The sequence below is a fragment of the Stutzerimonas urumqiensis genome, from assembly GCF_003640395.1.
GTDB classification, from domain to species: domain Bacteria; phylum Pseudomonadota; class Gammaproteobacteria; order Pseudomonadales; family Pseudomonadaceae; genus Stutzerimonas; species Stutzerimonas urumqiensis.
In genome coordinates this window covers 32,700-55,476 of sequence record NZ_RBZQ01000007.1, presented here as the reverse complement: position 1 = coordinate 55,476, position 22,777 = coordinate 32,700, and the positions used below count along the sequence as shown (strand labels likewise).

The window sequence follows — 22,777 nt, the reverse complement described above, 5'->3', positions numbered from 1 at the left end:
CGGGTCATGGCGTGTACGAATGGCTTTCATCGACGCGCTCATCGGCAAACCCCACCGCCGAATGCCTGTCCACATGCGCCTCGAACCGGTCGGCCGGCATCGGTCGGCCGAGCAGGTAGCCCTGCACCTCGTCGCAGCCATGTGCACGCAGAAAATCGAGCTGCGCGCGTTGCTCGACCCCCTCGGCGATCACGCACATGCCCAGGCTATGGGACATGGCGATGATGGCGCGGGCGATCTGTGCGTCCTGCTCACCTTCGGGCAGGCCGTCGACGAAGCTGCGGTCGATCTTCAGCACATCGATCGGGAACTGCTTGAGGTAATTGAGCGATGAATAGCCGGTGCCGAAGTCGTCCACCGCGATAGACGGCCCGAGCTGCTTGAGCCCGGTGAGGATGCGCATCGCCTCGCCCACGTCGCGCATCAGGGTGCTTTCGGTCAGTTCCAGCTCGAGCGACTCGGGCGCAATGCCGCTGACTTCGAGGATCTTGGCGACGCGCTGGCCGAGCAGCCCATCGCTGAACTGCCGCGCCGACAGGTTGACCGACACCTTCGGCACCGGCACGCCGCGCGATTGCCAGTCGCCGATCTGCCGGCACGCCTCGCCGAGCGCCCAGTCGCCGACCTCCACCACCAGGCCGATTTCCTCCAGCACCGGGATGAACTCACCCGGCAGCAGCAGGCCACGGGTCGGATGCTGCCAGCGCAGCACCGCCTCGGCCCCGGTCAGGCGCTGCCCATCGGCACTGAACTGAGGCTGGTAGTGCAGCAGGAACTGACGCTGCTCGAGGGCGTGGCGCAGGTCGCTTTCCAGCTCCAACCGTTCCAGCGCGCTGGCGTTCATGTCGCTCTGGTAGAACTGGAAGTTATTCTTGCCGCGCTCCTTGGCGTGGTACATCGCGGTGTCGGCGTTCTTCATCAGCTGGCTCAGCTCGGCGCCATCCTGCGGACCGAGCGCGATGCCGATGCTGGCGGTGACGAAGAACTCCCGCCCGGACAGCACGAACGGCGTCGACAGGCTCTCCAGGATGCGTTCGGCCACATGCACCGCGCGCGTCAGGGCGGAATCGCGGTCGCGGCACGGCTGAAGCAGCAGCGTGAATTCGTCACCGCCCATGCGCGCGACCGTATCCTCCACCTCGACGCAGCCGGACAACCGCACGGCGACTTCCTTGAGCATGCGATCGCCCGCGGCATGCCCAAGCGAATCGTTGATCGGCTTGAAGCGGTCCAGGTCGAGAAACATCATCGCGACCCACTCACCGCGCCGCACCGCCTGTTGCAGGCTGCCGTGCAGGCGATCCTGGAACAGCGTGCGGTTGGGCAGCTGGGTGAGGTTGTCGTAGTAGGCCAGGCGGTGGATGCGCTGTTCGCTGGCCTTGCGCTCGCTGATGTCGCTGAAGAAGCAGACGTAGTTCATCAGGTCGTCTTCTTCGTCGCGCACCGCCGTGATCCCGACCCAGCACGGGTACGGCTCGCCGCCGCGCCGCTTGAGCCACAGCTCGCCCTCCCAGCTGCCGCGCTGCTGCAAGCGTCCGAACACGAAGCCCAGCTGCTCGACCTGCTGCCGGTCGGCGCTGAGCATGTCGGGCGTCTGGTCGATCACTTCGTCGCCGCGGTACCCGGTGATGCGGGTGAAGGCATCGTTGACCTGGACGATGTAGCCGGCCGGATCGGTGATCACGATGGCCGCCGTCGAATTCTGAAAGACGGTCGCCGCCATGCGCAGGTCCTTCTCGGCGCGGCGCTGCGAGCTGACGTCGCGACCGATGCACAGCAGTCCGCCGAAACGGTGATGCTCGCCGGGGATCAGCATGATCCGCAGCTCGACCGGCACCGGGCGGCCGTGCAGCGTCTGGCAGTCGAAATGCAGCGTCTCGCTGGCCAGGCGTCGACGCAGCTCGGCCATGCGCGACGGATCGCCCGCGGCATGCCGTGCGGCGCGAATGATCGCGTTGAAGCGCTCGACCTGCAGCGGGTTGGTGACGATGCTGGCCAGCCCGTTCTCCGCCGCCCAGCGCTGCGTGTAGCCCAGCACGCGCTCGACCGATGGACTGATGTAGTCGATGCGCAGCTCGTTGTCGGTGGTGAAGATGATGTCGCTCAGGCTTTCGGCGAGCATCCGGTAGCGCCGCTCGCTGGCGCGCAGCGAATTGCTCGAGTGGATCTGCCCGGTGCGATCGCGGGCGATGCCGACCAACTGTGCCACCCGCCCCTGCGCATCGCGCGCCAAGACCTTCTCCGAGATGCTGAACCAGCGCCATTGCCCGTCGCTGTGCCGCCAGCGCAGCAGGCATTCGAGCTCACGGCCATCGGGCAGGGAGCGCCGCAGATTGACCAGGCGCCAGGCGTATTCGCGGTCGTCCGGGTGGGTCACCCGCTCCCAGAAGGCGTTCGGTCCGGGCGCCTTCTGCTCCGGATCGTAGCCGAGCTGGGCGGCGAGGCTCTGGTTGCTGAACAGCACCTGCGCGGTCGCCAGGTCGTGGACGTAGAGGGTGTCGGGCACCGTCCCCAGCACCTTCGCCCAGAATCGCTCGCGCTCGGCGAGCGCCTCCTGGGCCTGATGCTCGACCGTCACGTCGCGCAGCACCCAGAGAAACCCGGCAGCCTGCCCGTCGTCGGGGTGCAAGGCACGGCGCGTGAGCGTGTAGCAACGCGATTCGCCGCGCAGCGTCAGCCACATCGGTTCCAGGCAGAAGTCGTCATCCGGGTTGGCCGGCGTCAGCGCCAGCGGATCGACGTCCGGCAGCAGATCGGCCAGCGTGTGATGGCAGGCCTCGCGCTGGCGGATGCCGAAGGTGTCTTGCGCCGGCGCGTTGAGAAAGGACAGACGACCGTCGAGTGCCGTGATCAGCACGCACTCGTCAATACCGTCCAGCGCCTGGGCGGCATGCCGCATGGTCTGTCGGGCGACCAGCCGGCCGCGCATGCCAGGCAGCCGGATCAGCAGCCGGCGCGCCACGGTCCACGCGCGCGAAGGCCATCCTGGGCGGGTTTCGTCCATGCGGGAGTGGTCAGGTCTGGCCACGCTGGAGGTCCAAGAAGTGAAAGATCGAAGGTGGCGGGCACCGACTCGCTAGGATGCCCTCGAAGCCATCAAAGTGCCAGCACTTGGCGACCAACCGCACACACCCGCGGTCGCCGCAACTGTGACCGGGTCCGTCCAGCCCGGTTCGCTCGCTCGTCGCCTCGCGCCGGCTTACTATGCGCCGCGACGCTGCCGGAAACGACTCACGCCACGCGCATGGCCTCGCCCCTGGGCCAGAGCCGCGACCGGTCGCGCCTTCGAACACTCGCGAACGCCCGCGAACCAGGACAACCATCCATGAACACGCTGAATCTTTTCGGTGCTGCCGCCGCATTGACGCTGTTGGCCGGCTGCACCGCCGCTCCCGAGGCGCCGGTCACCACCGCCGCACCGGCGCAGGCCAAACAGGCTTTCGTCGACGACCTGCTGCACCGTATGACGCTCGAGGAAAAGATCGGCCAGCTGCGGCTGATCAGCATCGGCGGCGACATGACCCGCGAGCGGCTCGCCGACGAGATCGCCGCCGGCCGCATCGGCGGCATCTTCAACAGCGTCACCCCGGCCGACAACCGCCCCCTGCAGGACGCGGCAGTCAGCCGCAGCCGGCTGCACATTCCGCTGTTCTTCGCCTATGACGTGATCCACGGCCACCGCACCATCTTCCCGATCGGCCTCGGCCTCGCGTCGAGCTGGGACATGCAGGCCATCGCCCGCAGCGGCCGCGTCTCGGCCATCGAAGCCAGTGCCGACGGGCTCGACATGGTGTTCGCACCGATGGTCGACATCACCCGCGATCCGCGCTGGGGACGCACGTCGGAAGGCTTTGGCGAGGACCCGCACCTGGTTTCGGAGATCGCCCGCACCCTGGTGGATGCGCTGCAAGGCGAATCGACGAGCGACGCGGACAGCGTCATGGCCAGCGTCAAGCACTTCGCCCTCTACGGCGCGGTGGAGGGCGGGCGCGACTACAACGCGGTCGACATGAGCCCGATGCGCATGTACCAGGATTACCTGCCGCCCTACCGCGCCGCGGTGGAGGCCGGTGCCGGCGGGGTGATGGTCGCGCTCAACTCGATCAACGGCGTGCCCGCCAGCGCCAACCGCTGGCTGCTGCAGGACCTGCTACGCGACGACTGGGGCTTTGACGGCGTCGCCATCAGCGACCACGGCGCGATCGCCGAACTCATCAAGCATGGCGTCGCCCGCGACGGACGCGAGGCGGCCAGGCTGGCGATCGAGGCCGGCATCGACATGAGCATGGCCGACGCGCTCTATCTGCAAGAGCTGCCCGGACTGGTCGCCTCGGGCGACGTCGCCGAGGCCACGATCGACGCCGCCGTGCGCCGCGTGCTGGGCCTGAAATACGACCTGGGGCTGTTCGCCGACCCCTACCTTCGCATCGGCAAAGCGGCCGACGACCCGGCCGACATCAATGCCGAGAGCCGCCTGCATCGCCAGGCCGCGCGGGAAGTCGCGCGCACCTCGCTGGTGCTGCTGGAAAACCGCAACCGGACCCTGCCCCTCGACCGGCACGCCACCATCGCCCTCGTCGGGCCGCTCGCCGACGCGCCGATCGACATGATGGGCAGCTGGTCGGCCGCTGGCGTAGCCGGGCAATCGGTCACCCTGCGCGAGGGTCTGCAACAGGCGATGGACGGCAAGGGCACGCTGATCCACGCCCGCGGCGCCAACATCACCGACGACGCGCACGTGGTCGACTACCTGAACTTCCTCAACTGGGATCGCCCGGAAGTGAAGCAGGACCCACGCCCGGCCGAGGTCATGATTGCCGAGGCAGTCGCGGCGGCGAAGCGGGCGGACGTCATCGTCGCGGCCGTCGGCGAATCGCGCGGCATGTCGCACGAGTCGTCCAGCCGCACCCGCCTGACGATCCCGGACAGCCAGCGCAAGCTGCTCGAGGCGCTGAAGAAGACCGGCAAACCGCTGGTCCTGGTGTTGATGAACGGCCGACCGCTGGCGCTCACCTGGGCGCAGCAGAACGCCGATGCGATGCTGGAAACCTGGTTCAGCGGGACCGAAGGCGGCCATGCGATCGCCGACGTGCTGTTCGGCGACTACAACCCGTCGGGCAAGCTGCCGATTTCCTTCCCGCGCTCGGTCGGGCAGATTCCTACGTACTACAACCACCTGCGCGTTGGGCGGCCCTTCATCGAAGGCAAGCCCGGCAACTACACCTCGCAGTATTTCGAGGAACCCAACGGGCCGCTCTACCCGTTCGGCTACGGCTTGAGCTACACCGATTTCAGCCTCTCGCCGGTACGGCTGTCGCAGCGCACACTGCCGCACGACGGCACCCTGGAGGCCAGCGTGACGCTGCGCAATACCGGGACGCGCGCCGGCGCCACCGTGGTGCAGCTGTACATCCGCGACGAGTCGGCCTCGGTCATCCGGCTGGTGAAGGAACTCAAGGATTTCCGCAAGGTGCACCTCGAACCCGGCGCAAGCACGGTGGTGCGGTTCGAAGTCGATCGAAACGACCTGAATTTTTTCGACGCCCAGTTGCGGCGCGTCGCCGAACCGGGAGAATTCAGCGTGCAGATCGGCCTGGACTCCGAGGCGGTCCGGCACGCCAGCTTCGAACTTCTCTGAGCGCCTGGAATGCGCCCCCGCACCTTGTCTGCGATCTCCCCGTTTTAAATCCCGAACGTGATGGGCGGAAACAATCGCCGCTCGTCACGGACTAACCGCAGTCTTCCCGAGTTCCGGAGAATGTCTGATTTGAACTTGCCTCGCTTGCACCCGACCCGTACGAAATGGAATGACCGCTGGCTGCGGCTAGGCGCGTTTTCGGCGCTCATGCTGCTGGCCGGCCAGGCCTCGGCGTTCAGCCTCGAAGACGTCGCCGACAAGGCGCAGGAACTGGCCGAACGCCCCTACGAACCCCCGCAGAGCAACCTGCCGGACGTGTTCCGGGACATGGCCTTCGCCGACTATCAGCAGGTGCGTTTCAAGGAGGAAGAGGCCTACTGGAGCGACCTGAAAACCCCCTTCAAGCTGATGTTCTACCACCAGGGCATGCACTTCGACGTGCCGGTGAAGATCCACGAGGTCACCGCGACCGACGTCAAGGAGATCGAATACGACCCCGAGCAGTTCGAATTCGGCGGCGTGAAGGTGCCGCCCGAGTCGCTCGAAGGGCTCGGCTATGCCGGCTTCAAGGTGCTCTACCCCCTGAATGAAAAGCGCAAGCTGGACGAGCTGATGAGCCTGCTCGGGGCGAGCTACTTCCGTGTGGTCGGCAAGGATCAGGTGTATGGCCTGTCCGCACGCGGCCTGGCCATCGACACTGCGGTGGCGGCTGGTGAAGAGTTCCCGGCGTTCCGTGAGTTCTGGATCGAGCGTCCCCAGCCTGACCGCGGCAGCGTGGTGATCTACGCCCTGCTCGACTCGCCCCGGGCGACCGGCGCCTACCGCCTGGAAGTCGACCCCGGCAAGGACAGCACCGTCGACGTCGACGCCAAGGTGTACCTGCGCGAGCCGGTGGAAAAGCTCGGCATCGCCCCGCTGACCAGCATGTACCTGTTCGGCGAGAACCAGCCCAGCAAGCAGGTCAACTACCGCCCCGAACTGCACGACTCGGACGGCCTGGCCATCCATGCCGGCAACGGCGAATGGATCTGGCGTCCGCTGAACAACCCCAAGCGCCTGGCCATCAGCAGCTACATGGTGGAGAACCCGCGCGGCTTCGGGCTGATGCAGCGCGATCGGCTGTTCACCCACTACCAGGACCTCGACGACCGCTATGAGCTGCGCCCCAGCGGCTGGGTCGAGACCGAGGGCGACTGGGGCAAGGGCCATGTCGAACTGATCGAAATCCCGACCCCGGATGAGACCAACGACAACATCGTCGCCTTCTGGGTGCCCGAAGAGCAGCCCAAGCCGGGCGAGGCGCTGGAGCTGAACTACCGCCTGCACTTCACCATGGACGAGCCGGCGCTCCAGGACCCGTCGCTCGGCTGGGTGTCGCAGACCCGGCTGTCGGTCGGCGACGTCAAGCAATCCAACCTGATCCGCAAGCCGGACGGCACCACCGCACTGATCGTCGACTTCGTCGGCCCGGCCCTGGCCAAGCTTCCGCAGGACGCCCCGGTGACGACGCGCATGAGCATCGATGACAACGCCGAGCTGGTCGAGAACAACCTGCGCTACAACCCGGTCACCAAGGGCTGGCGCATGACGCTGCGCTTCCGCATCAAGGACCCGGTGCGCCCGGTCGAGATGCGGGCGGCCCTGGTCGAGGGCGACAAGACGCTCTCGGAAACCTGGAGCTACCAGATGCCCGGCCAATGAGCGAGTCGACGGGTATGAACCCTACGTCTAGCTATCTCGACGAACTGGGCCTGACCGAGGCCCAGCGCAGCGCCGTCGCCGACGCGGTGCCGGACGAGGCCGGCCAGCCGGCCGTGTCCGACGTGTTGCGGGCGCTCGGCGACCATGCACCGGACGAGGCGCCGGTCTCCGAGACGCGCACTGCGCTGGACGCGGTCGAGGCGCGCCTGCGCCTGGGCTGGGGCGATGTGATCGATCACGGCCGCAGCACCGACCACCAGGGCCGCTTCTGCCTGACCTCGACCCCGCCGATCGTGCGGACGCGGATGGTCCCCGAGCCCTGGCACACCAACATCCTCAGCCGCGGCTGGCACAAGCTGTTCGGCCGCAAGCCGAAAAAGCAGCGAATCAGGCTCGCCGACGCCCCACCGATGTCCGAGGCGCGCTGGCGACAGGTCGCCAGCTACCGGCGCCTCGCCCTGCTGACGCTGATGCTGGTGCAGACCGTGATCGCCACCTGGCACATGAAGGCGGTGCTGCCCTATCAGGGCTGGTCGCTGGTCGACATCCAGATGGTGGCCCAGCAGCCCCTGATCGAATCGGCGCGACAGATCCTGCCCTATGTCGTGCAGACCGCCATCCTGGCGCTGTTCGCGCTGCTGTTCTGCTGGGTGTCGGTGGGGTTCTGGACGGCGCTGATGGGGTTCGTTCAGCTGCTCAAGGGACGCGATCTCTACAACATCTCGGCCAGCAGCACCGGCAACGAGCCCATCCCGCCCGACGCCCGCACCGCGCTGGTGATGCCGATTGCCAACGAAGATGTGCCGCGCGTCTTCGCCGGCCTGCGCGCCACTTACGAATCGCTCAAGGCCACCGGTGAATCGCAGCACTTCGACATTTTCGTGCTCAGCGACAGCAACGACCCGGACATCTGCGTGGCCGAGCAGAAGGCCTGGCTGGAGCTTTGCCGCGATGTCGACGGCTTCGGCCACATCTTCTATCGCCGTCGCCGCCGCCGGGTGAAGCGCAAGAGCGGCAACATCGACGACTTCTGCCGGCGCTGGGGCAGCAGCTACCGCTACATGGTGGTGCTCGACGCCGACAGCGTGATGAGCGGCGATTGCCTGACCAGCCTGGTGCGGCTGATGCAGGCCAATCCCGGTGCGGGCATCATCCAGACCGCGCCGAAGGCCTCGGGCATGGACACCCTCTACGCGCGCATGCAGCAGTTCGCCACCCGCGTCTACGGCCCGCTGTTCACCGCCGGCCTCAACTACTGGCAGCTCGGCGAATCCCATTACTGGGGCCACAACGCGATCATCCGCGTGAAGCCCTTCGTCGAGCACTGCGCACTCGCGCCGCTGCCCGGCACCGGCGCGTTCGCCGGGGCAATCCTCTCGCATGACTTCGTCGAAGCGGCCCTCATGCGCCGCGCCGGCTGGGGCGTGTGGATCGCCTATGACCTGCCGGGCAGCTACGAGGAACTGCCGCCGAACCTGCTCGACGAACTCAAGCGCGACCGCCGCTGGTGCCACGGCAACCTGATGAATTTCCGGCTGTTTCTGGTCAAGGGCATGCACACAGTGCACCGCTTCGTGTTCCTCACCGGGGTGATGTCCTACCTGTCGGCGCCGCTGTGGTTCCTGTTCCTGGTGCTGTCGACCGCGCTGCTGGCGATCCATACGCTGATGGTGCCGGAGTACTTCCTGCAGCCGAACCAGCTCTATCCACTCTGGCCACGCTGGCACCCGGAAGAGGCCATCGCGCTGTTTTCCACCACCATGGTCCTGCTCTTCCTGCCCAAGCTGCTGAGCGTGGTGCTGGTCTGGATCAAGGGCTCGAAGGCGTATGGCGGGCCGGTTCGGCTGTTCCTGTCGCTGCTTGGCGAGACGCTGTTCTCTGTATTGCTGGCGCCGGTGCGCATGCTGTTCCACACGGTGTTCGTCACCGCGGCCTTCCTGGGCTGGTCGGTGCAGTGGAATTCGCCGCAGCGCGCCGACAACGCCACGCCCTGGGGCGAAGCCTTCCGCCGGCACGGCTCGCAGATGCTGCTCGGGGTCGTCTGGACCGCCGGCGTCGCCTGGCTGGACCCGGCCTTTCTCTGGTGGCTGGCGCCGATCGTGGTGTCGCTGATCCTCGCCGCGCCGGTCTCGGTGCTCAGCAGCCGGACCCGTCCGGGGCTGGCCGCCAAGCGTCGCCAGCTGTTCCTGATTCCCGAGGAATACGCCCCGCCACGCGAACTGGCAGCGACCGACGAGTACCTCCATCTCAACCAGGCCAACGCGCTGCACCATGGCTTTCTCGCCGCCGTCGTGAACCCGGTCTACAACGCGCTGGTCTGCGCGATGGCGCGGGCGCGGCACGCCAAGGTCGTACCGGCGGCCGAGGCGCTGCGTGAAGCACGCATGAAGGAAGTGCTCGACGCCGGTCCGGACGGGGCGGCCGAGGCGACGCGCTGGCGTCTGCTGAATGATCCCGACGGCATGGCGCGGCTGCACCTGTCGATCTGGACCGACCCACGTCACGGCACCTGGCGCGAGGCCTATCAGGCGCGCTCGGGCGAGGTGCCGCAACCGGCCGCCGCGCAACACCTCGACGCTCCGGCCTGAGAACGAACCCGCCCTCGCCTCCTGTTCACAGGGCACACGGCGGGTTCGATCGCACAGGGCACCGGTCCTGGCTGCCGGTAACGGCGGCCTCGTCTGATTCTGCGGACCGGCCCGCCGGCATCCAGGCGTCCAGGGCGCTGTCGTCACTCATCGCCCGGCCGGGGTTGGCCGATTTCGCCCCGTCGGTACCGGGACCATAGGTATCGGCCGGCAGCTGTCATACACTCCGCGCCTTTGATTCAACTGCTTGCGAGGGCTTCAACTTGGCTCAATACGTCTACACCATGCACCGGCTGAGCAAGGTCGTTCCGCCGAAGCGTGAAATCCTCAAGAACATCTCCCTGTCGTTCTTCCCGGGCGCCAAGATCGGCGTGCTCGGCCTCAACGGCGCGGGCAAGTCCACGCTGCTGCGCATCATGGCCGGCGTCGACACCGAGTTCGATGGCGAAGCCCGCGCCATGCCGGACCTGAACGTCGGCTACCTGCCGCAGGAGCCGCAACTCGATCCCGACCGCACCGTGCGCGAGATCGTCGAAGAGGCCGTCAGCACCATCAAGGATGCCCAGGCCCGTCTCGACGAGGTCTACGCCGCCTACGCAGAACCCGATGCCGACTTCGACAAGCTGGCCGCCGAGCAGGCCAAGCTCGAGGCCATCCTCCAGGCCTCCGACGGTCACAACCTCGAGCGCCAGCTGGAAGTCGCCGCCGACGCCCTGCGCCTGCCGCCGTGGGACGCCAAGATCGGTCACCTGTCCGGTGGCGAGAAGCGCCGCGTCGCGCTCTGCCGTCTGCTGCTGTCGGCCCCCGACATGCTGCTGCTGGACGAACCGACCAACCACCTGGATGCCGACTCGGTGGCCTGGCTCGAACACTTCCTGCACGACTTCCCCGGCACCGTGGTGGCCATCACCCACGACCGCTACTTCCTCGACAACGTCGCCGGCTGGATCCTCGAACTCGACCGCGGCCACGGCATCCCCTACGAGGGCAACTACTCCGGCTGGCTGGAATCGAAGTCCGCCCGCCTGGCCCAGGAAGCCAAGCAGGAGCAGTCCCACGCCAAGGCCATGAAGGCCGAACTGGAGTGGGTACGCCAGGGCGCCAAGGCGCGCCAGGCCAAGTCCAAGGCCCGCCTGCAGCGCTTCGAGGAACTGCAATCGCAGGAATTCCAGAAGCGCAGCGAGACCAACGAGATCTACATCCCGGCCGGCCCGCGCCTGGGCGACAAGGTCATCGAGTTCAAGAACGTCACCAAGGGCTACGGCGATCGCGTGCTGATCGACGACCTCTCGTTCAGCGTGCCGAAGGGCGCCATCGTCGGCGTGATCGGCGGCAACGGCGCGGGCAAGTCCACGCTGTTCCGCATGATCACCGGCAAGGAGCAGCCGGACTCGGGCGTGATCGAGATCGGCGATACCGTCGAGATCGCCAGCGTCGACCAGACCCGCGAAAACCTCGACGGCAACAAGACCGTGTGGGAGCAGGTGTCCGATGGCTTCGACATGATCAAGGTCGGCAACTACGAGGTGCCGTCGCGCGGCTACGTCGGGCGCTTCAACTTCAAGGGCGCCGACCAGCAGAAGTTAGTCAAGGACCTCTCCGGCGGTGAGCGCGGCCGCCTGCACCTGGCGCTGACCCTCAAGCAGGGCGCCAACGTGCTGCTGCTCGACGAACCGTCCAACGACCTCGACGTGGAAACCCTGCGGGCGCTGGAAGAGGCGCTGCTGGACTTCCCCGGCGCGGCGATCGTGATCTCCCACGACCGCTGGTTCCTCGACCGGATCGCCACGCACATCCTCTCCTACGAGGACGACTCGAAGGTGGTGTTCTTCGAGGGCAACTACACCGAGTTCGAAGCCGACCGGAAGAAGCGCCTGGGCGAGGCGGCCGCGCAGCCCAAGCGGGTGAAGCACAAGAAGCTGGCCTGAGGGTCGCCTGGTTGTAACCGAAGCCCCGTACTGGAAGCAGTGCGGGGCTTTTTTGGCTTTGGCGTAAGCCCGCCGCGTTTTTCTCGCTCGGCCTACCGATTGCGCCCTGCACGGCGCTAAGCGTTGGAAGAACTTGTAGGAGCCCGCTTGCGGGCGATGCTTTTGCTTCTGTTTCTTGGCGTCTCGCTGAGGTGTTTGGACGCAGCGCTTTCCTCGGCCCGGACTGCAGATTGCGCCCAGCACGGCGCGGAATGCTGGGATGCTGGGATGCACCGTAGGAGCCCCTTGCGGGCGATGCTCTTGTCTTTTGGCTTCACGATCTGGGGTTTCGGACGCCGCGCTTTCCTCGGCCCGAACTACCGATTGCGCCCTGCACGGCGCGTCACTTTTGCCAATCGCGGCAAAAGTAACCAAAACCGCTTGCCCCTGCATCCGGCCCCGGCTTTGCCGGGGTCCCCTCGCTCCGGTGCCGTTCCAGGGGCCCGCCACGAAGGGCCATCCATGGCCCTCGCGGCTCTCGCGGCATCCCTGCCGCTCGACCCCTTCCACGACACCTGCGCTCGGCCTGCTGAAGGGGCGAATTGGTGTGGCCTGATGGTTTTGGTGTGGCAAAGCCAGAAGCGAAGCAGAAAAGCAGAAAGCGCAGCGTTGCGGTCTCGAACGCGAGACATCCGTAGGGTGCATTCGCGAAGCAATGCACCGGCTTCGCATCGGCGGCGGCCCCGGCGGATTGTTCGCTTCGCTCCTGAATCCGCCCTACGTCTGTGATGCAGCCATCACCCAAACGTCAGCCGCCGTAGGGTGGAAAACCGCAACGCGTTTTCCACCGCTTGCACGTCAACGAAGTTTTTACTTGGCTGCCCCATGTTGTGCCCAACCGGCGCGTGCTCAGGCTTTTGATTTCGCTTGCACCTCACTCCCTGACCACTCGGACCAACCCCCCTTTCATCCGGCCGAACGCAGGCGTTGCGCAGGGGGACGCGAGGCAGGACGCCGAGCGAGGCGCGGCGGGCAGGGACGTCCCGTCGTGACGCGCCCCCGGAGCGGCGCCGGAGTGAGGGAAGTCTTCGCACAGCGAAGACCCGGATGATGGGGTCGCCTTCTCTTTGGTTACTTTCTCTTGGCGAGACAAGAGAAAGTGACGCGCCGCGCAAGGCGCAATCTGTCGTCCGGGCCGAGGAAAGCGCGGCGTTCGAAGCGCCTGAGCGAGATGCCGAGAAACAAGAACAAAAGCATCGCCCGCAAGCGGGCTCCTACATGCGTCCAAAATTCCGGCGCCGTGCAAGGCACAACCTGCAGGCCCGGCCGCGGAAAACGCGGCGTCAGCGCTGACCGAAGAAAGCCAGAACAATCCCCTCCCACCACCCCAAGCACCAAAAAGGTGCTTCCTACGCTCAAGGCTGGTTGCTAGAGTCGACCTCCCTTTTTCCCGGCCGTCCGACAGGACGCGCCTGTCGAGGACCTTCCCCATGAGCCAAACCATCGATAGCTTCATGGCGCGCCTGAAGCAGCGCGACCCCCATCAGCCCGAGTTCCATCAGGCCGTCGAGGAAGTCGTACGCAGCCTCTGGCCCTTCCTGGAAGCCAACCCGCGCTATCTCCAGGCCGGCATCCTGGAGCGCATCGTCGAGCCCGAGCGCGCGATCATGTTCCGCGTACCCTGGATCGACGATCAGGGCCGCGTGCAGGTCAACCGCGGCTTCCGCATCCAGATGAGCAGCGCCATCGGCCCCTACAAGGGCGGTCTGCGCTTCCACCCGTCCGTGAACGTGGGCGTGCTGAAGTTCCTGGCGTTCGAACAGGTCTTCAAGAATTCGCTGACCTCGCTGCCGATGGGCGGCGGCAAGGGCGGCTCGGATTTCGACCCCAAGGGCAAGAGCGACGGTGAAGTGATGCGCTTCTGCCAGTCGTTCATGAGCGAGCTGTACCGCCACATCGGTGCCGACCTCGACGTACCGGCCGGCGACATCGGCGTCGGGGCGCGCGAGATCGGCTTCCTGTTCGGCCAGTACAAGCGCCTGTCCAACCAGTTCACGTCGGTGCTGACCGGCAAGGGGCTGGCCTACGGCGGCAGCCTGATCCGCCCGGAAGCGACCGGTTACGGCTGCGTCTACTTCGCCGAGGAGATGCTCAAGACCCGCCACGACAGCGTCGACGGCAAGCGGGTAGCCATCTCGGGCTCCGGCAACGTGGCGCAATATGCGGCGCAGAAGGTCATGGAGCTGGGTGGCCAGGTCGTCTCCCTGTCCGACTCGGGCGGCACGCTGCACCTGCCTGACGGGCTGACCGACGAACAGTGGGCCTACCTGATGGACCTCAAGAACGTCCGTCGTGGACGCCTCGAGGAAATGGCCCGGCACTTCGACGCGACCTTTCTACCCGGCGAACGTCCCTGGGGCCTGGCGTGCGATATCGCCCTGCCGTGCGCGACGCAGAACGAGCTGGACGGCAACGACGCGCGCACCCTGCTGGCCAACGGCTGCACCTGCGTGGCCGAAGGCGCCAACATGCCCTCGACGCTCGAAGCGGTGGACCTGTTCATCGAAGCGGGCATCCTCTACGCACCGGGCAAGGCGTCGAATGCCGGCGGCGTGGCCTGTAGCGGCCTGGAGATGAGCCAGAACGCGATGCGCCTGCACTGGACCGCCGGCGAGGTGGACACCAAGCTGCACGGCATCATGCAGTCGATCCACCACGCCTGCGTGCAGCACGGCGAGCGCAACGGCCGGGTCAACTACGTGGACGGCGCCAACATCGCCGGATTCGTGAAGGTCGCCGACGCCATGATCGCCCAAGGCGTCGTTTGATCGACCCGCCACGGTCGGTGCGGGACCAACCCGCCTCGGCCGCTTCAAGCGGAAGACTTGAGCGCCACCCTGCAGGGCACGGTTTCACAGCAACAACGTAGGGCGGGTTCAGGAGCGCAGCGAACAACCCGCCAAGCGGACAGCGTCACGGCCTGCGTGCACCCGCAAAGGCGGCGCGGCCTACGCACAAGCCATCAACCCTTCCTGGGCTTGTTTCCGAAGCCGGGTGTTTTGCGCACGGTTTTGACGTTGGGCTTCTCGCCTTCCTCGAACCAGTTGCCGAGGTGGATCTTGCCCTTGCCCGCGCCGGGCACGGTTTTCTGCTTGGGCTTCTTCGGTTTCTTCAGCACGACCCCGCCCGGCGCCGTCTCCGGCACGCGGTGATCCGGCACGAAGCCCGGCTCCTCCTCGCGGCGCAGGGTCTTGCCGATGAGCGTTTCGATGGCCGCGAGCAGCTCGACCTCATCCGCCGCCACCAGCGAGATCGCCTCGCCGGTCGCCCCGGCGCGCCCGGTACGGCCGATACGGTGCACGTAATCCTCGGCCACCGTGGGCAGGTCGAGATTCACCACGCACGGCAGGTCGTGGATGTCGAGCCCACGGGCCGCCACGTCGGTGGCCACCAGCACCCGCAGCTCGCCGGCCTTGAAGCGCTCCAGTGCGCGCAGGCGGGACGGCTGCGGCTTGTCGCCGTGGATCGATTCGCTGGCGACGCCCTGCTGTTGCAGCTCCTCGACCAGCACATCGGTGCCCTTGCGGGTCTTGGCGAACACCAGCACCTGCGGCCAGCCGTGTGCGGACAGCAGGTGCAGGAACAGCTCGGCCTTGCGCTTCTTGTCCACCGGGATCAGCCATTGGCGCACGCTGCTGGCGGCGGCGTTACGCGGGCTGACCTCGACGCGCGCCGGATCGCGCAGCAACTCGCCAGCCATCTGCCGGATCGCATCGGAGAAGGTCGCCGAGAACAGCAGCGTCTGGCGCCGCCTCGGCAGCGCCGCGAACAGCTCGTCCAGTTCACGGGCGAAACCCAGGTCGAGCATGCGGTCGGCCTCGTCGAGCACCAGCGCCTGCAACTGCCCGAACGTCACTGCGTTCTGCCGATACAGATCGAGCAGCCGGCCGGGTGTCGCGACCAGCACGTCGACGCCCTTGCGCAGCGCCATCATCTGCGGGTTGAGACTGACCCCACCGTAGACGGCGTAGCTGCGCAGCGGCAGGTCGCGGCCATAGGCGAGAAAGCTCTGCTGGACCTGCTCGGCCAGCTCGCGCGTCGGCACCAGCACCAGGGCGCGCACGCTGTTGGCGGCGACGCGCGGGCCTTCGAGCGTCAGTCGCTGCAACAGCGGCAGGGCGAACCCGGCGGTCTTGCCGGTGCCGGTCTGGGCCGCGGCCATCAGGTCACGGCCCTTCAGCACGGGCGGTATCGCAGCGCGCTGGACCGGCGTCGGCGTGTGGTAGTCGAGGCTGTCGAGCGTGCGCAGCAGCGGCTCGATCAGGCCCAGCGAGGAAAAGCTCATGGCGGCAGCCCGGATCCGATAAAGGGCGCCGATTCTAGCAGCCGCCCCGGCCGTCGGTGCTGCCATCGGGGCGGCGCTTGGGCTAGAGTGGCGGCCATTTTTTCGACATGCCCACGCCGATGACCGTCGTCACCATCCTGCGCGATGCCTGGTTCTTCTACCGCCGTCACTTCCTGCGCATCGCCATGCTCTGCATGCCGCTGATTCTGGCCGAGAGCCTGGCCCGCCACCTCACCGGCGAACTGGTCACCGAACGGCTCGCCATGCAGGACCTGCTCATCGGCCTGCTGTTCTACCCGCTCTACAGCGCGGCGCTGATCCTCTATCTCGACGCGCGCAGCCGGGGCCATTCACCCACGGCCGGCCAGCTCTACAGCCGTGCGCTGGCCCTGTGGCCGCGCATGGCGCTGCTGAGCGCGATCGCCAGCCTGCTGATCCTGTTCGGTGCGTCGTTGTTCGTTCTGCCGGGCATCTGGATCATGGTCAAGATCGCCTTCGCCGAGTACCTGCTGGTCCTCGAAGGCCGCACACCCCTGCGCGCCCTGGCCGACAGCATGCGCCTGACCCAGGGCCGCTTCCTGCTGGTGCTCGGCTGCGCCCTGGCGGTGCTGGTGCCGCTCTGGGCGCTGGACATCTGGCTCGCGGCCAGCCTGCCGGACGCCGGCCGGGCACTGCTGCCGACCCTCGCGCTCGACGCCCTGCTGGGCGTGGTGCAACTGTTCGCGACGGTGGTGATGTTTCGCTGCTTCATGCTGAGCCTGGCCGCAGGCGAGACCTGAGACCGGCCGGTCATCGCGTCGAAGCTGCTCCGAGGACGGAAATCCGCCATGCTGGCACCTGGCCGGCATCCGAGGTGGACGCCAGCCTTGTCTTGCTTCGGAGCCGCTCATGATCCGCTCACCTCGCCTGCTGATGGCGCTGACACTGCTGGTATCGCTTTGGCGTCCCGCGCACGCCGAACTGCCGGTCCTGCGGATCGGCTATTACGATTTCCCGCCGTCGATCTACACCGACGCGGCCGGCGCCACCCACGGGCCGACCGCCGAGGTGATGCGCAAGGTGGCTCATCAGGCGGGCTACGAGCCGTACTTCCGCGCCCTGCCCAGCGCCCGCCTGTACGCCGCCCTGCGCGATGGCAGCGTCGACGTCTGGCCCGGCGCGACCGGCAAGCCGGAGCTGGCGCCGCATACGCTCGAGGGGCGCAACCTGCTTGGCGAGGTGGACATCAACCTCTACCTGCGACCGGGCAGCGCCTTGCCGCACAGCCTGGACGCGCTGCCGGGCGAGGGGTTGATCGTCCTCAACGGTTACAACTATGCGCCGCAGGTTCTCGAACGCCTGCGACGGCCGGGCATGCGCCTGCACAAGGCGAGCAGCCACGTCGCCGCGCTGGAAATGCTGCTGCACGGCCGCGGCGACTACCTGCTCGACTACGGCATGCCCGCGAGCCAGGCGCGCCGGGCGCTGGGCGTGCCGGAGTTGCCGTCGCTGCCGGTGCGCACGCTGCCCATCCGCTTCATCGCCTCGCGTTATGCGCCGGATGCGGCCGCTCTGCTCGAACGGCTCGACCAGGCCTATGACGCGCTGGATGCGGCCGGCGTCGATCTCCGCGTCCCATCGCGCTGATCAGGTCCCGCGCGGCTTGGCGCGGGCGGTGGGCTCGGCGATCAGCGGATCGTCCGGCCAGTAATGCTTGGGATAGCGGCCCTTGAGGTCTTTCTTCACCTCGGCATAGGTGCTGCGCCAGAAGCTGGCCAGGTCCTGGGTGACCTGCACGGGCCGCCGCGCCGGCGACAGCAGATGCAGCAGGACGACCTGCCGCCCGCCGGCGATGCGCGGCGTGTCCGACAGGCCGAACAGCTCCTGCAGGCGCACCGCGAGCACCGGCGGCGTCTCGCTGTAGTCGAGGCGAATGCGCGAACCGGACGGCACCTCGACGTGCGTCGGCGCGAGGGCGTCGAGTTCGCGCGGCAAGGGCCAGGGCAACCGTGTGGCGAGCATGGCGGCCAGATCAAGCTGGGCGAAGTGCGCCAGCCGCGTGACCCGCCCGAGGTAGGGCGCGAGCCAGTCTTCCAGGCATGCCAGCAGCGCGTCGTCACTCACGTCCGGCCAGCGGCTGTCGCCGTCCGCGGCACGATCCAGCTGGCGTAGCAGCATCACCCGCGCCTGCCATTGGCGCAGCTCCGGCGTCCAGGGCAGCAGCGCCAGGCCCTTGCGCCGGACCAGTCCGACCAGGGCCTGGCAGCGCGCCGCTTCATCCAGGCCGGGCAGCGGTTCACAGGCGACCACCAGCTCGCCGACCCGCCGCTGCCGCTCGGCCCGCAGGGCACCTTCACGCTCGTCCCATTCCAGCGCGTCGACCACGCTGAGCTGTTCGGCCAGCACGCCGTCGAACAGCGCCGGGTCGAGTGCTGCCGCCCGGTAGATGCGTTCATCCCGCTGTCCCTGGCGGCTGCCGAGCTCGGCGATCACCAGCCAGGGCGACTTCATCAGGGCGTCCGGCTCGCCGAAGCGTGCCGCGCGACCGTTGGCCAGCCGATAGTCGTCGCCGTCCTCGCGTCGCTGGCGAGCCACCCGGTCGGGATAGGCGAAGGCCAGCAACGCGCCGAGCCAGCGGGGGTCGTCCGCCGCGAACGGTGGCCGCCCGGCCGGCGAGCGCAACAGGCCGGTGAATTGCCGGGCGAGCTGCCGCACGCGCTGCACGCCACCGTCGCGCGGCTGCGATTCGAGCAGCGCCAGCCGCGACGCCAGGTCCGCGCCGCCACCGCGCTGGATGTCCCGCTCGACCAGCAGCGCAGCGAGATCCGCCGCCAGTCGACCGAGTCCCAGCGCCTGGCCGCGCAGCAACAGGTGAGCGATGCGCGGATGGGCCGGCAGCTCGGCCATGGCCTGGCCATGCGCGGTCAGCTGCCACTGGCCCGCGTCGCTCCGCCGCGCGGCACCCAGCCGTTCCAGCAACGCCTGGGCCTGGGCGTAGGCCGCCGGCGGTGGCGCATCGAGCCAGACGAGTTCCTCCGGCGTCGCGCCCCAGCGATCGAGCTGCAAGGCGAGTCCGGCGAGGTCGGCCTGGAGGATTTCCGCTTCGCCGTAGGCTACGAGCTGGTCGTGCTGCGCCTGCGACCACAGCCGGTAGCACACGCCCGGCGCCAGGCGTCCGGCACGTCCGGCCCGCTGCGTGGCCGAGGCGCGCGAGATGCGCCGGGTGTCCAGCCGCGTCATGCCGCTGCCCGGGTCGAAGCGCGGCACTCGCGCCAGTCCGGCATCGATCACCACGCGCACGCCGTCGATGGTCAGGCTGGTCTCGGCGATGTTGGTCGCCAGCACGACCTTGCGTCGCCCGGTCGGTGCCGGCTCGATGGCGGTGCGCTGGGCCGCGAGCGTCAGGTCGCCGTGCAGCGGGCAGAGCAGCACCTCGTCGCGCCCGGCCAGCGCGTCGTCGAGCAGCGCCTGGACCCGGCGAATCTCGGCCTGGCCGGGGAGGAACACCAGCACGCTGCCGGTCTCGTCGGCGAGCGCCTGCATGACCGTTTGCGCCACCCGCGGCTCGATCCGCTCGCCCGGCTGGAATGGCGCGCCCCAGCGCACCTCGACCGGGTGCAGGCGGCCTTCGCTGCGCACCACCGGCGCATCGCCGAGCAGGCGCGACAGGCGCTCGCCCTCCAGCGTCGCCGACATCAGCAGCACCTTCAGCGGCTCGTCGCGCAGCAGGTCGCGGGCGTTGAGGGTCAGCGCCAGTGCGAGGTCGGCGTCGAGGCTGCGCTCGTGGAATTCGTCGAAGATGACCAGCCCGACCCCCTCGAGCGCAGGGTCGTCCTGCAAGCGCCGCGCGAGGATGCCTTCGGTGACCACCTCGATCCGCGTGTTCGGCCCGACCCGACTGTCAAGCCGGATGCGATACCCCACCGTCTGCCCGACCGCCTCCCCACGCTCGCTCGCCAACCGCTCCGCCGCGGCGCGGGCCGCCAGCCGGCGCGGCTCGAGCATCAGGATCGAGCGCCCCGCGAGCCACGGCTCGTCCAACAAGGCGAGCGGCACCCGCGTCGTCTTGCCGGCGCCGGGCGGCGCTTCGAGCACCGCGTCGTCGCGCTGGCGCAGGGCCTCGCGCAGGGCGGGCAGGACGTCATCGATGGGTAGCGGCTGCATGCGAGGCTCCGGAACGGCGGGCCGGCATTATAGGCGCCGCCGCCCGGTCGCGAGCGCAGCGGACGTAAGGCCCCGAGGCCGCGGCGAACGGCCGCTGCGGGCGCGGGGTCCGATATGGAGCAATGCCCTCGGCGCCTTGTATAGTCGGCGCGATTCTTCAAGGAGAACCACCATGCGTACCCGTACTCGTGTCATCGGCGGCGTCCTGGCCGCTGCGCTGTTCACCCAGCTGTCGGCCTGCGGCACGCTCCTCTACCCGGACCGCCGTGGCCAGATCGAAGGGCGCATCGACCCGGCGGTCGCCGTGCTCGATGCCATCGGCCTGCTGTTCTATGTGATCCCGGGGCTGATCGCCTTCGGCATCGACTTCGCCACCGGCGCCATCTACCTGCCCGAGGGCGAATACAGCGTGGCGCCCGAGCGCCTGCAGGAAGCGGTCGGCGAAGACGGGCAGATCGACACGGCGCGCCTGAAAGCCATCATCGAAGCGGACACCGGTCGCAGCCTGCCGCTCGACGATCCGCGCCTGATCCGCCACCAGGGCAGCCTCGAGCAGCTGGCGGCGTACGGCCTGCGCCCCGCCGCGTGATGCACGCACGTGTCGGCGAGCGGTCCGGTCGCTGCGCAGCGTCGCAGGGGCCGGGTCGGCTCCGCCGTGCAGCCGGCGTCGATAGCTCGTCGACCAGACGATGAACACCCACCCGAGCCACGCCCGGCTGATGCGGCAGGCAACCGGCGCCGCACTGGCGGTCGCCCTGTTGCTGGCCGCGGCCAAGGCGGTGGCCTGGTGGCTAAGCGGCTCGGTCAGCCTGCTCGCCGGGCTGACCGATTCGCTGCTCGATGGCGCCGCCTCGCTGCTCAATCTGCTGGCGGTGCATTACTCGCTTCGCCCCGCCGATGACGACCACCGTTACGGTCACGGCAAGGCCGAAGCGCTCGCCGGGCTGGGCCAGTCGGCGTTCATCTGCGTCAGCGCCGTGCTGGTCGGGCTCCAAGGCATCGACCGCCTGCTGTACCCCCAACCGCTGTCCGCACCCGGCCTGGGCATCGCCGTGATGGTGGTGTCGCTGGGCGCAACGCTGGGCCTGCTGGCGTTCCAGCGCCATGTGGTGCGGGTCACCGGGTCCACGGCGATCCGCGCCGACTCGCTGCATTACCGCTCGGACCTGCTGCTCAACAGCGGCATCCTGCTGGCGCTCGTACTCGCCGGGTACGGCTGGGACCGCCTCGATGCGGTGTTCGGCGTCCTCATTGCGCTGTACATCTTCTGGAGCGCGCTCGGCATTCTGCGCGAGGCCTGTTCGGTGCTGATGGATCAGGAGCTGGACCCGGCGGTCGCCGAAGAAATGCACCGCCTCGCCTGCGCGGTGCCAGGCGTGATCGGCTGCCATGACCTGCGCACCCGCATGTCCGGCACGCGCTGGTTCGTCCAGCTGCATCTGGAGTTGCCCGGCGAGTTGTCGCTGGCCCGCGCGCATGACCTCTGCGAGGCCGTCGAACAGGCGATCGAGCGGGCCTATCCAAAGGCCGAGGTGCTGGTGCATCCCGATCCGCAGGACGTGGTCGAGCGCGCCCGCGCGCGGCGCTGACGGGCCGCTCGCCGAGGCCAACCCCCGGAAACGAAACAGGCTGGACAGTGACCACACGACCTGGGTCGTCACTGTCCAGCCTGTCCGCATGGCCGGGCCATCATGCAGCGGGTCGCTGCCCCTTCTCGCCGCGCCTCATGAGCGCCGCGTGCCCGGAGCGACGACCTCGGTAAGGTCGAAGGAAGCCTGGCCGGGGTGGCCGAATGGCGGCGGGCCGGCTTCGATGTCCTGGGCGGGAAGATGAAGCCAGGCTACGCCCGACCGAGCGGCAGGCGCTTGCTAAAACTGCCGAGGAACGTGCGCCTTGCGCAATTTATCGTCGCCAGCGCAAGCTAACGCGCAACCAGGACTCCAAAGGCACTCTCGATGAGCAAGCTGGACCGCTACGACCTGAAGATTCTCGATGAATTGCAACGCGACGCCCGCATTTCCAACCAGGAGCTGGCCGAGCGCATCGGGCTGTCGCCGTCGCCCTGTTCGCGGCGCGTCAAGCAGCTGGAAGACGACGGCTACATCGCGCGCCAGGTCGCCCTGCTCGACCGCAAGAAGATCGGCCTGACGCTGACCGCCTACGTGCTGATCGGCATGGATCGGCACACGCCCGAGCGCTTCGAGCACTTCCAGTCGGTTATCCGCAAATGCCCGCAGGTGCTCGAATGCAGCCTGGTCACCGGGATGGACGCCGACTATCAGCTCAAGGTGGTGGTGCCCGATATGGACCACTACCAGCAGTTCCTGCTCGGCACCCTGACCCGCATCGAAGGCGTCACCAGCGTGCGTTCGAGCTTCGTCCTGCAGCAGATCCTGTCCAGCACCCAGTTGCCGCTCGAGCACCTGCGCAGCTAGGCGCGCGTATACTGCGCCGC

Annotated in this window: 13 protein-coding genes; 10 read left to right on the top strand and 3 right to left on the bottom strand. The window is 68.0% G+C overall.

What is annotated here, in order from left to right:
- Window positions 1-4: 4 nt before the first annotated feature.
- Window positions 5-2,899: a sensor domain-containing protein gene (locus D7325_RS14210; protein ID WP_425452319.1), complete on the bottom strand. Its 2,895-nt coding sequence runs from the start codon at window positions 2,897-2,899 to the stop codon at window positions 5-7.
- A gap of 426 nt (window positions 2,900-3,325) precedes the next feature.
- Here D7325_RS14210 and bglX point away from each other — a divergent pair, with 426 nt between their 5' ends.
- The 5 genes from bglX to gdhA all read left to right on the top strand — a co-directional run bounded on the left by bglX (window position 3,326) and on the right by gdhA (window position 14,662).
- Window positions 3,326-5,638 (top strand): beta-glucosidase BglX, encoded by a 2,313-nt coding sequence (gene bglX / locus D7325_RS14205; protein ID WP_120996713.1) that lies wholly within the window; start codon window positions 3,326-3,328, stop codon window positions 5,636-5,638.
- Between the two features lie 207 nt (window positions 5,639-5,845).
- On the top strand, window positions 5,846-7,339 hold the full coding sequence (locus D7325_RS14200) for a glucan biosynthesis protein G (RefSeq protein ID WP_120996711.1): 1,494 nt from the start codon (window positions 5,846-5,848) through the stop codon (window positions 7,337-7,339).
- 14 nt (window positions 7,340-7,353) lie between these two features.
- Entirely contained in the window at window positions 7,354-9,927 is a 2,574-nt protein-coding gene (mdoH, locus tag D7325_RS14195) for a glucans biosynthesis glucosyltransferase MdoH (protein ID WP_120996709.1), read from the top strand.
- Between the two features lie 263 nt (window positions 9,928-10,190).
- Entirely contained in the window at window positions 10,191-11,855 is a 1,665-nt protein-coding gene (ettA, locus tag D7325_RS14190; RefSeq protein WP_120996707.1) for an energy-dependent translational throttle protein EttA, read from the top strand.
- Between the two features lie 1,469 nt (window positions 11,856-13,324).
- Window positions 13,325-14,662 (top strand): NADP-specific glutamate dehydrogenase, encoded by a 1,338-nt coding sequence (gene gdhA, locus D7325_RS14180; protein ID WP_120996705.1) that lies wholly within the window; start codon window positions 13,325-13,327, stop codon window positions 14,660-14,662.
- Window positions 14,663-14,856: 194 nt separating this feature from the next.
- On the opposite strand, the gene rhlE1 is transcribed toward gdhA, so the two are convergent.
- Window positions 14,857-16,179: an RNA helicase RhlE1 gene (gene rhlE1 / locus D7325_RS14175; protein ID WP_120996703.1), complete on the bottom strand. Its 1,323-nt coding sequence runs from the start codon at window positions 16,177-16,179 to the stop codon at window positions 14,857-14,859.
- Between the two features lie 119 nt (window positions 16,180-16,298).
- On the opposite strand from rhlE1, the gene D7325_RS14170 reads away from it, so the two are divergent.
- Both D7325_RS14170 and D7325_RS14165 read left to right on the top strand, forming a co-directional pair.
- Entirely contained in the window at window positions 16,299-16,958 is a 660-nt protein-coding gene (locus D7325_RS14170) for a hypothetical protein (protein WP_120997061.1), read from the top strand.
- A gap of 109 nt (window positions 16,959-17,067) precedes the next feature.
- Window positions 17,068-17,805: a substrate-binding periplasmic protein gene (locus tag D7325_RS14165; protein ID WP_177431801.1), complete on the top strand. Its 738-nt coding sequence runs from the start codon at window positions 17,068-17,070 to the stop codon at window positions 17,803-17,805.
- Here D7325_RS14165 and hrpB read toward each other — a convergent pair whose 3' ends face one another.
- Window positions 17,806-20,322 (bottom strand): ATP-dependent helicase HrpB, encoded by a 2,517-nt coding sequence (hrpB, locus tag D7325_RS14160; RefSeq protein ID WP_120996701.1) that lies wholly within the window; start codon window positions 20,320-20,322, stop codon window positions 17,806-17,808.
- A 172-nt stretch (window positions 20,323-20,494) separates the two neighbouring features.
- Here hrpB and D7325_RS14155 point away from each other — a divergent pair, with 172 nt between their 5' ends.
- From D7325_RS14155 to D7325_RS14145, 3 genes are all read left to right on the top strand, one after another.
- Entirely contained in the window at window positions 20,495-20,911 is a 417-nt protein-coding gene (locus D7325_RS14155; protein WP_120996699.1) for a polyribonucleotide nucleotidyltransferase, read from the top strand.
- Window positions 20,912-21,011: 100 nt separating this feature from the next.
- Window positions 21,012-21,911 (top strand): cation diffusion facilitator family transporter, encoded by a 900-nt coding sequence (locus tag D7325_RS14150; protein WP_120996697.1) that lies wholly within the window; start codon window positions 21,012-21,014, stop codon window positions 21,909-21,911.
- 366 nt (window positions 21,912-22,277) lie between these two features.
- Window positions 22,278-22,757, top strand: coding sequence for an Lrp/AsnC family transcriptional regulator (locus D7325_RS14145; protein WP_120996695.1), 480 nt, complete (start codon window positions 22,278-22,280; stop codon window positions 22,755-22,757).
- Window positions 22,758-22,777 lie beyond the last annotated feature (20 nt).

Bases quoted from the DNA above. Each gene is read 5' to 3' on its own strand.
- hrpB (WP_120996701.1), bottom strand. From the start codon at position 20,322: ATGCAGCCGCTACCCATCGATGACGTCCTGCCCGCCCTGCGCGAGGCC.
- D7325_RS14200 (WP_120996711.1), top strand. From the start codon at position 5,846: ATGCTGCTGGCCGGCCAGGCCTCGGCGTTCAGCCTCGAAGACGTCGCC.
- D7325_RS14165 (WP_177431801.1), top strand. From the start codon at position 17,068: ATGATCCGCTCACCTCGCCTGCTGATGGCGCTGACACTGCTGGTATCG.
- D7325_RS14155 (WP_120996699.1), top strand. From the start codon at position 20,495: ATGCGTACCCGTACTCGTGTCATCGGCGGCGTCCTGGCCGCTGCGCTG.
- D7325_RS14150 (WP_120996697.1), top strand. From the start codon at position 21,012: ATGAACACCCACCCGAGCCACGCCCGGCTGATGCGGCAGGCAACCGGC.
- rhlE1 (WP_120996703.1), bottom strand. From the start codon at position 16,179: ATGAGCTTTTCCTCGCTGGGCCTGATCGAGCCGCTGCTGCGCACGCTC.
- mdoH (WP_120996709.1), top strand. From the start codon at position 7,354: ATGAACCCTACGTCTAGCTATCTCGACGAACTGGGCCTGACCGAGGCC.
- gdhA (WP_120996705.1), top strand. From the start codon at position 13,325: ATGAGCCAAACCATCGATAGCTTCATGGCGCGCCTGAAGCAGCGCGAC.
- D7325_RS14145 (WP_120996695.1), top strand. From the start codon at position 22,278: ATGAGCAAGCTGGACCGCTACGACCTGAAGATTCTCGATGAATTGCAA.
- D7325_RS14170 (WP_120997061.1), top strand. From the start codon at position 16,299: ATGACCGTCGTCACCATCCTGCGCGATGCCTGGTTCTTCTACCGCCGT.
- bglX (WP_120996713.1), top strand. From the start codon at position 3,326: ATGAACACGCTGAATCTTTTCGGTGCTGCCGCCGCATTGACGCTGTTG.
- D7325_RS14210 (WP_425452319.1), bottom strand. From the start codon at position 2,899: ATGCGGCATGCCGCCCAGGCGCTGGACGGTATTGACGAGTGCGTGCTG.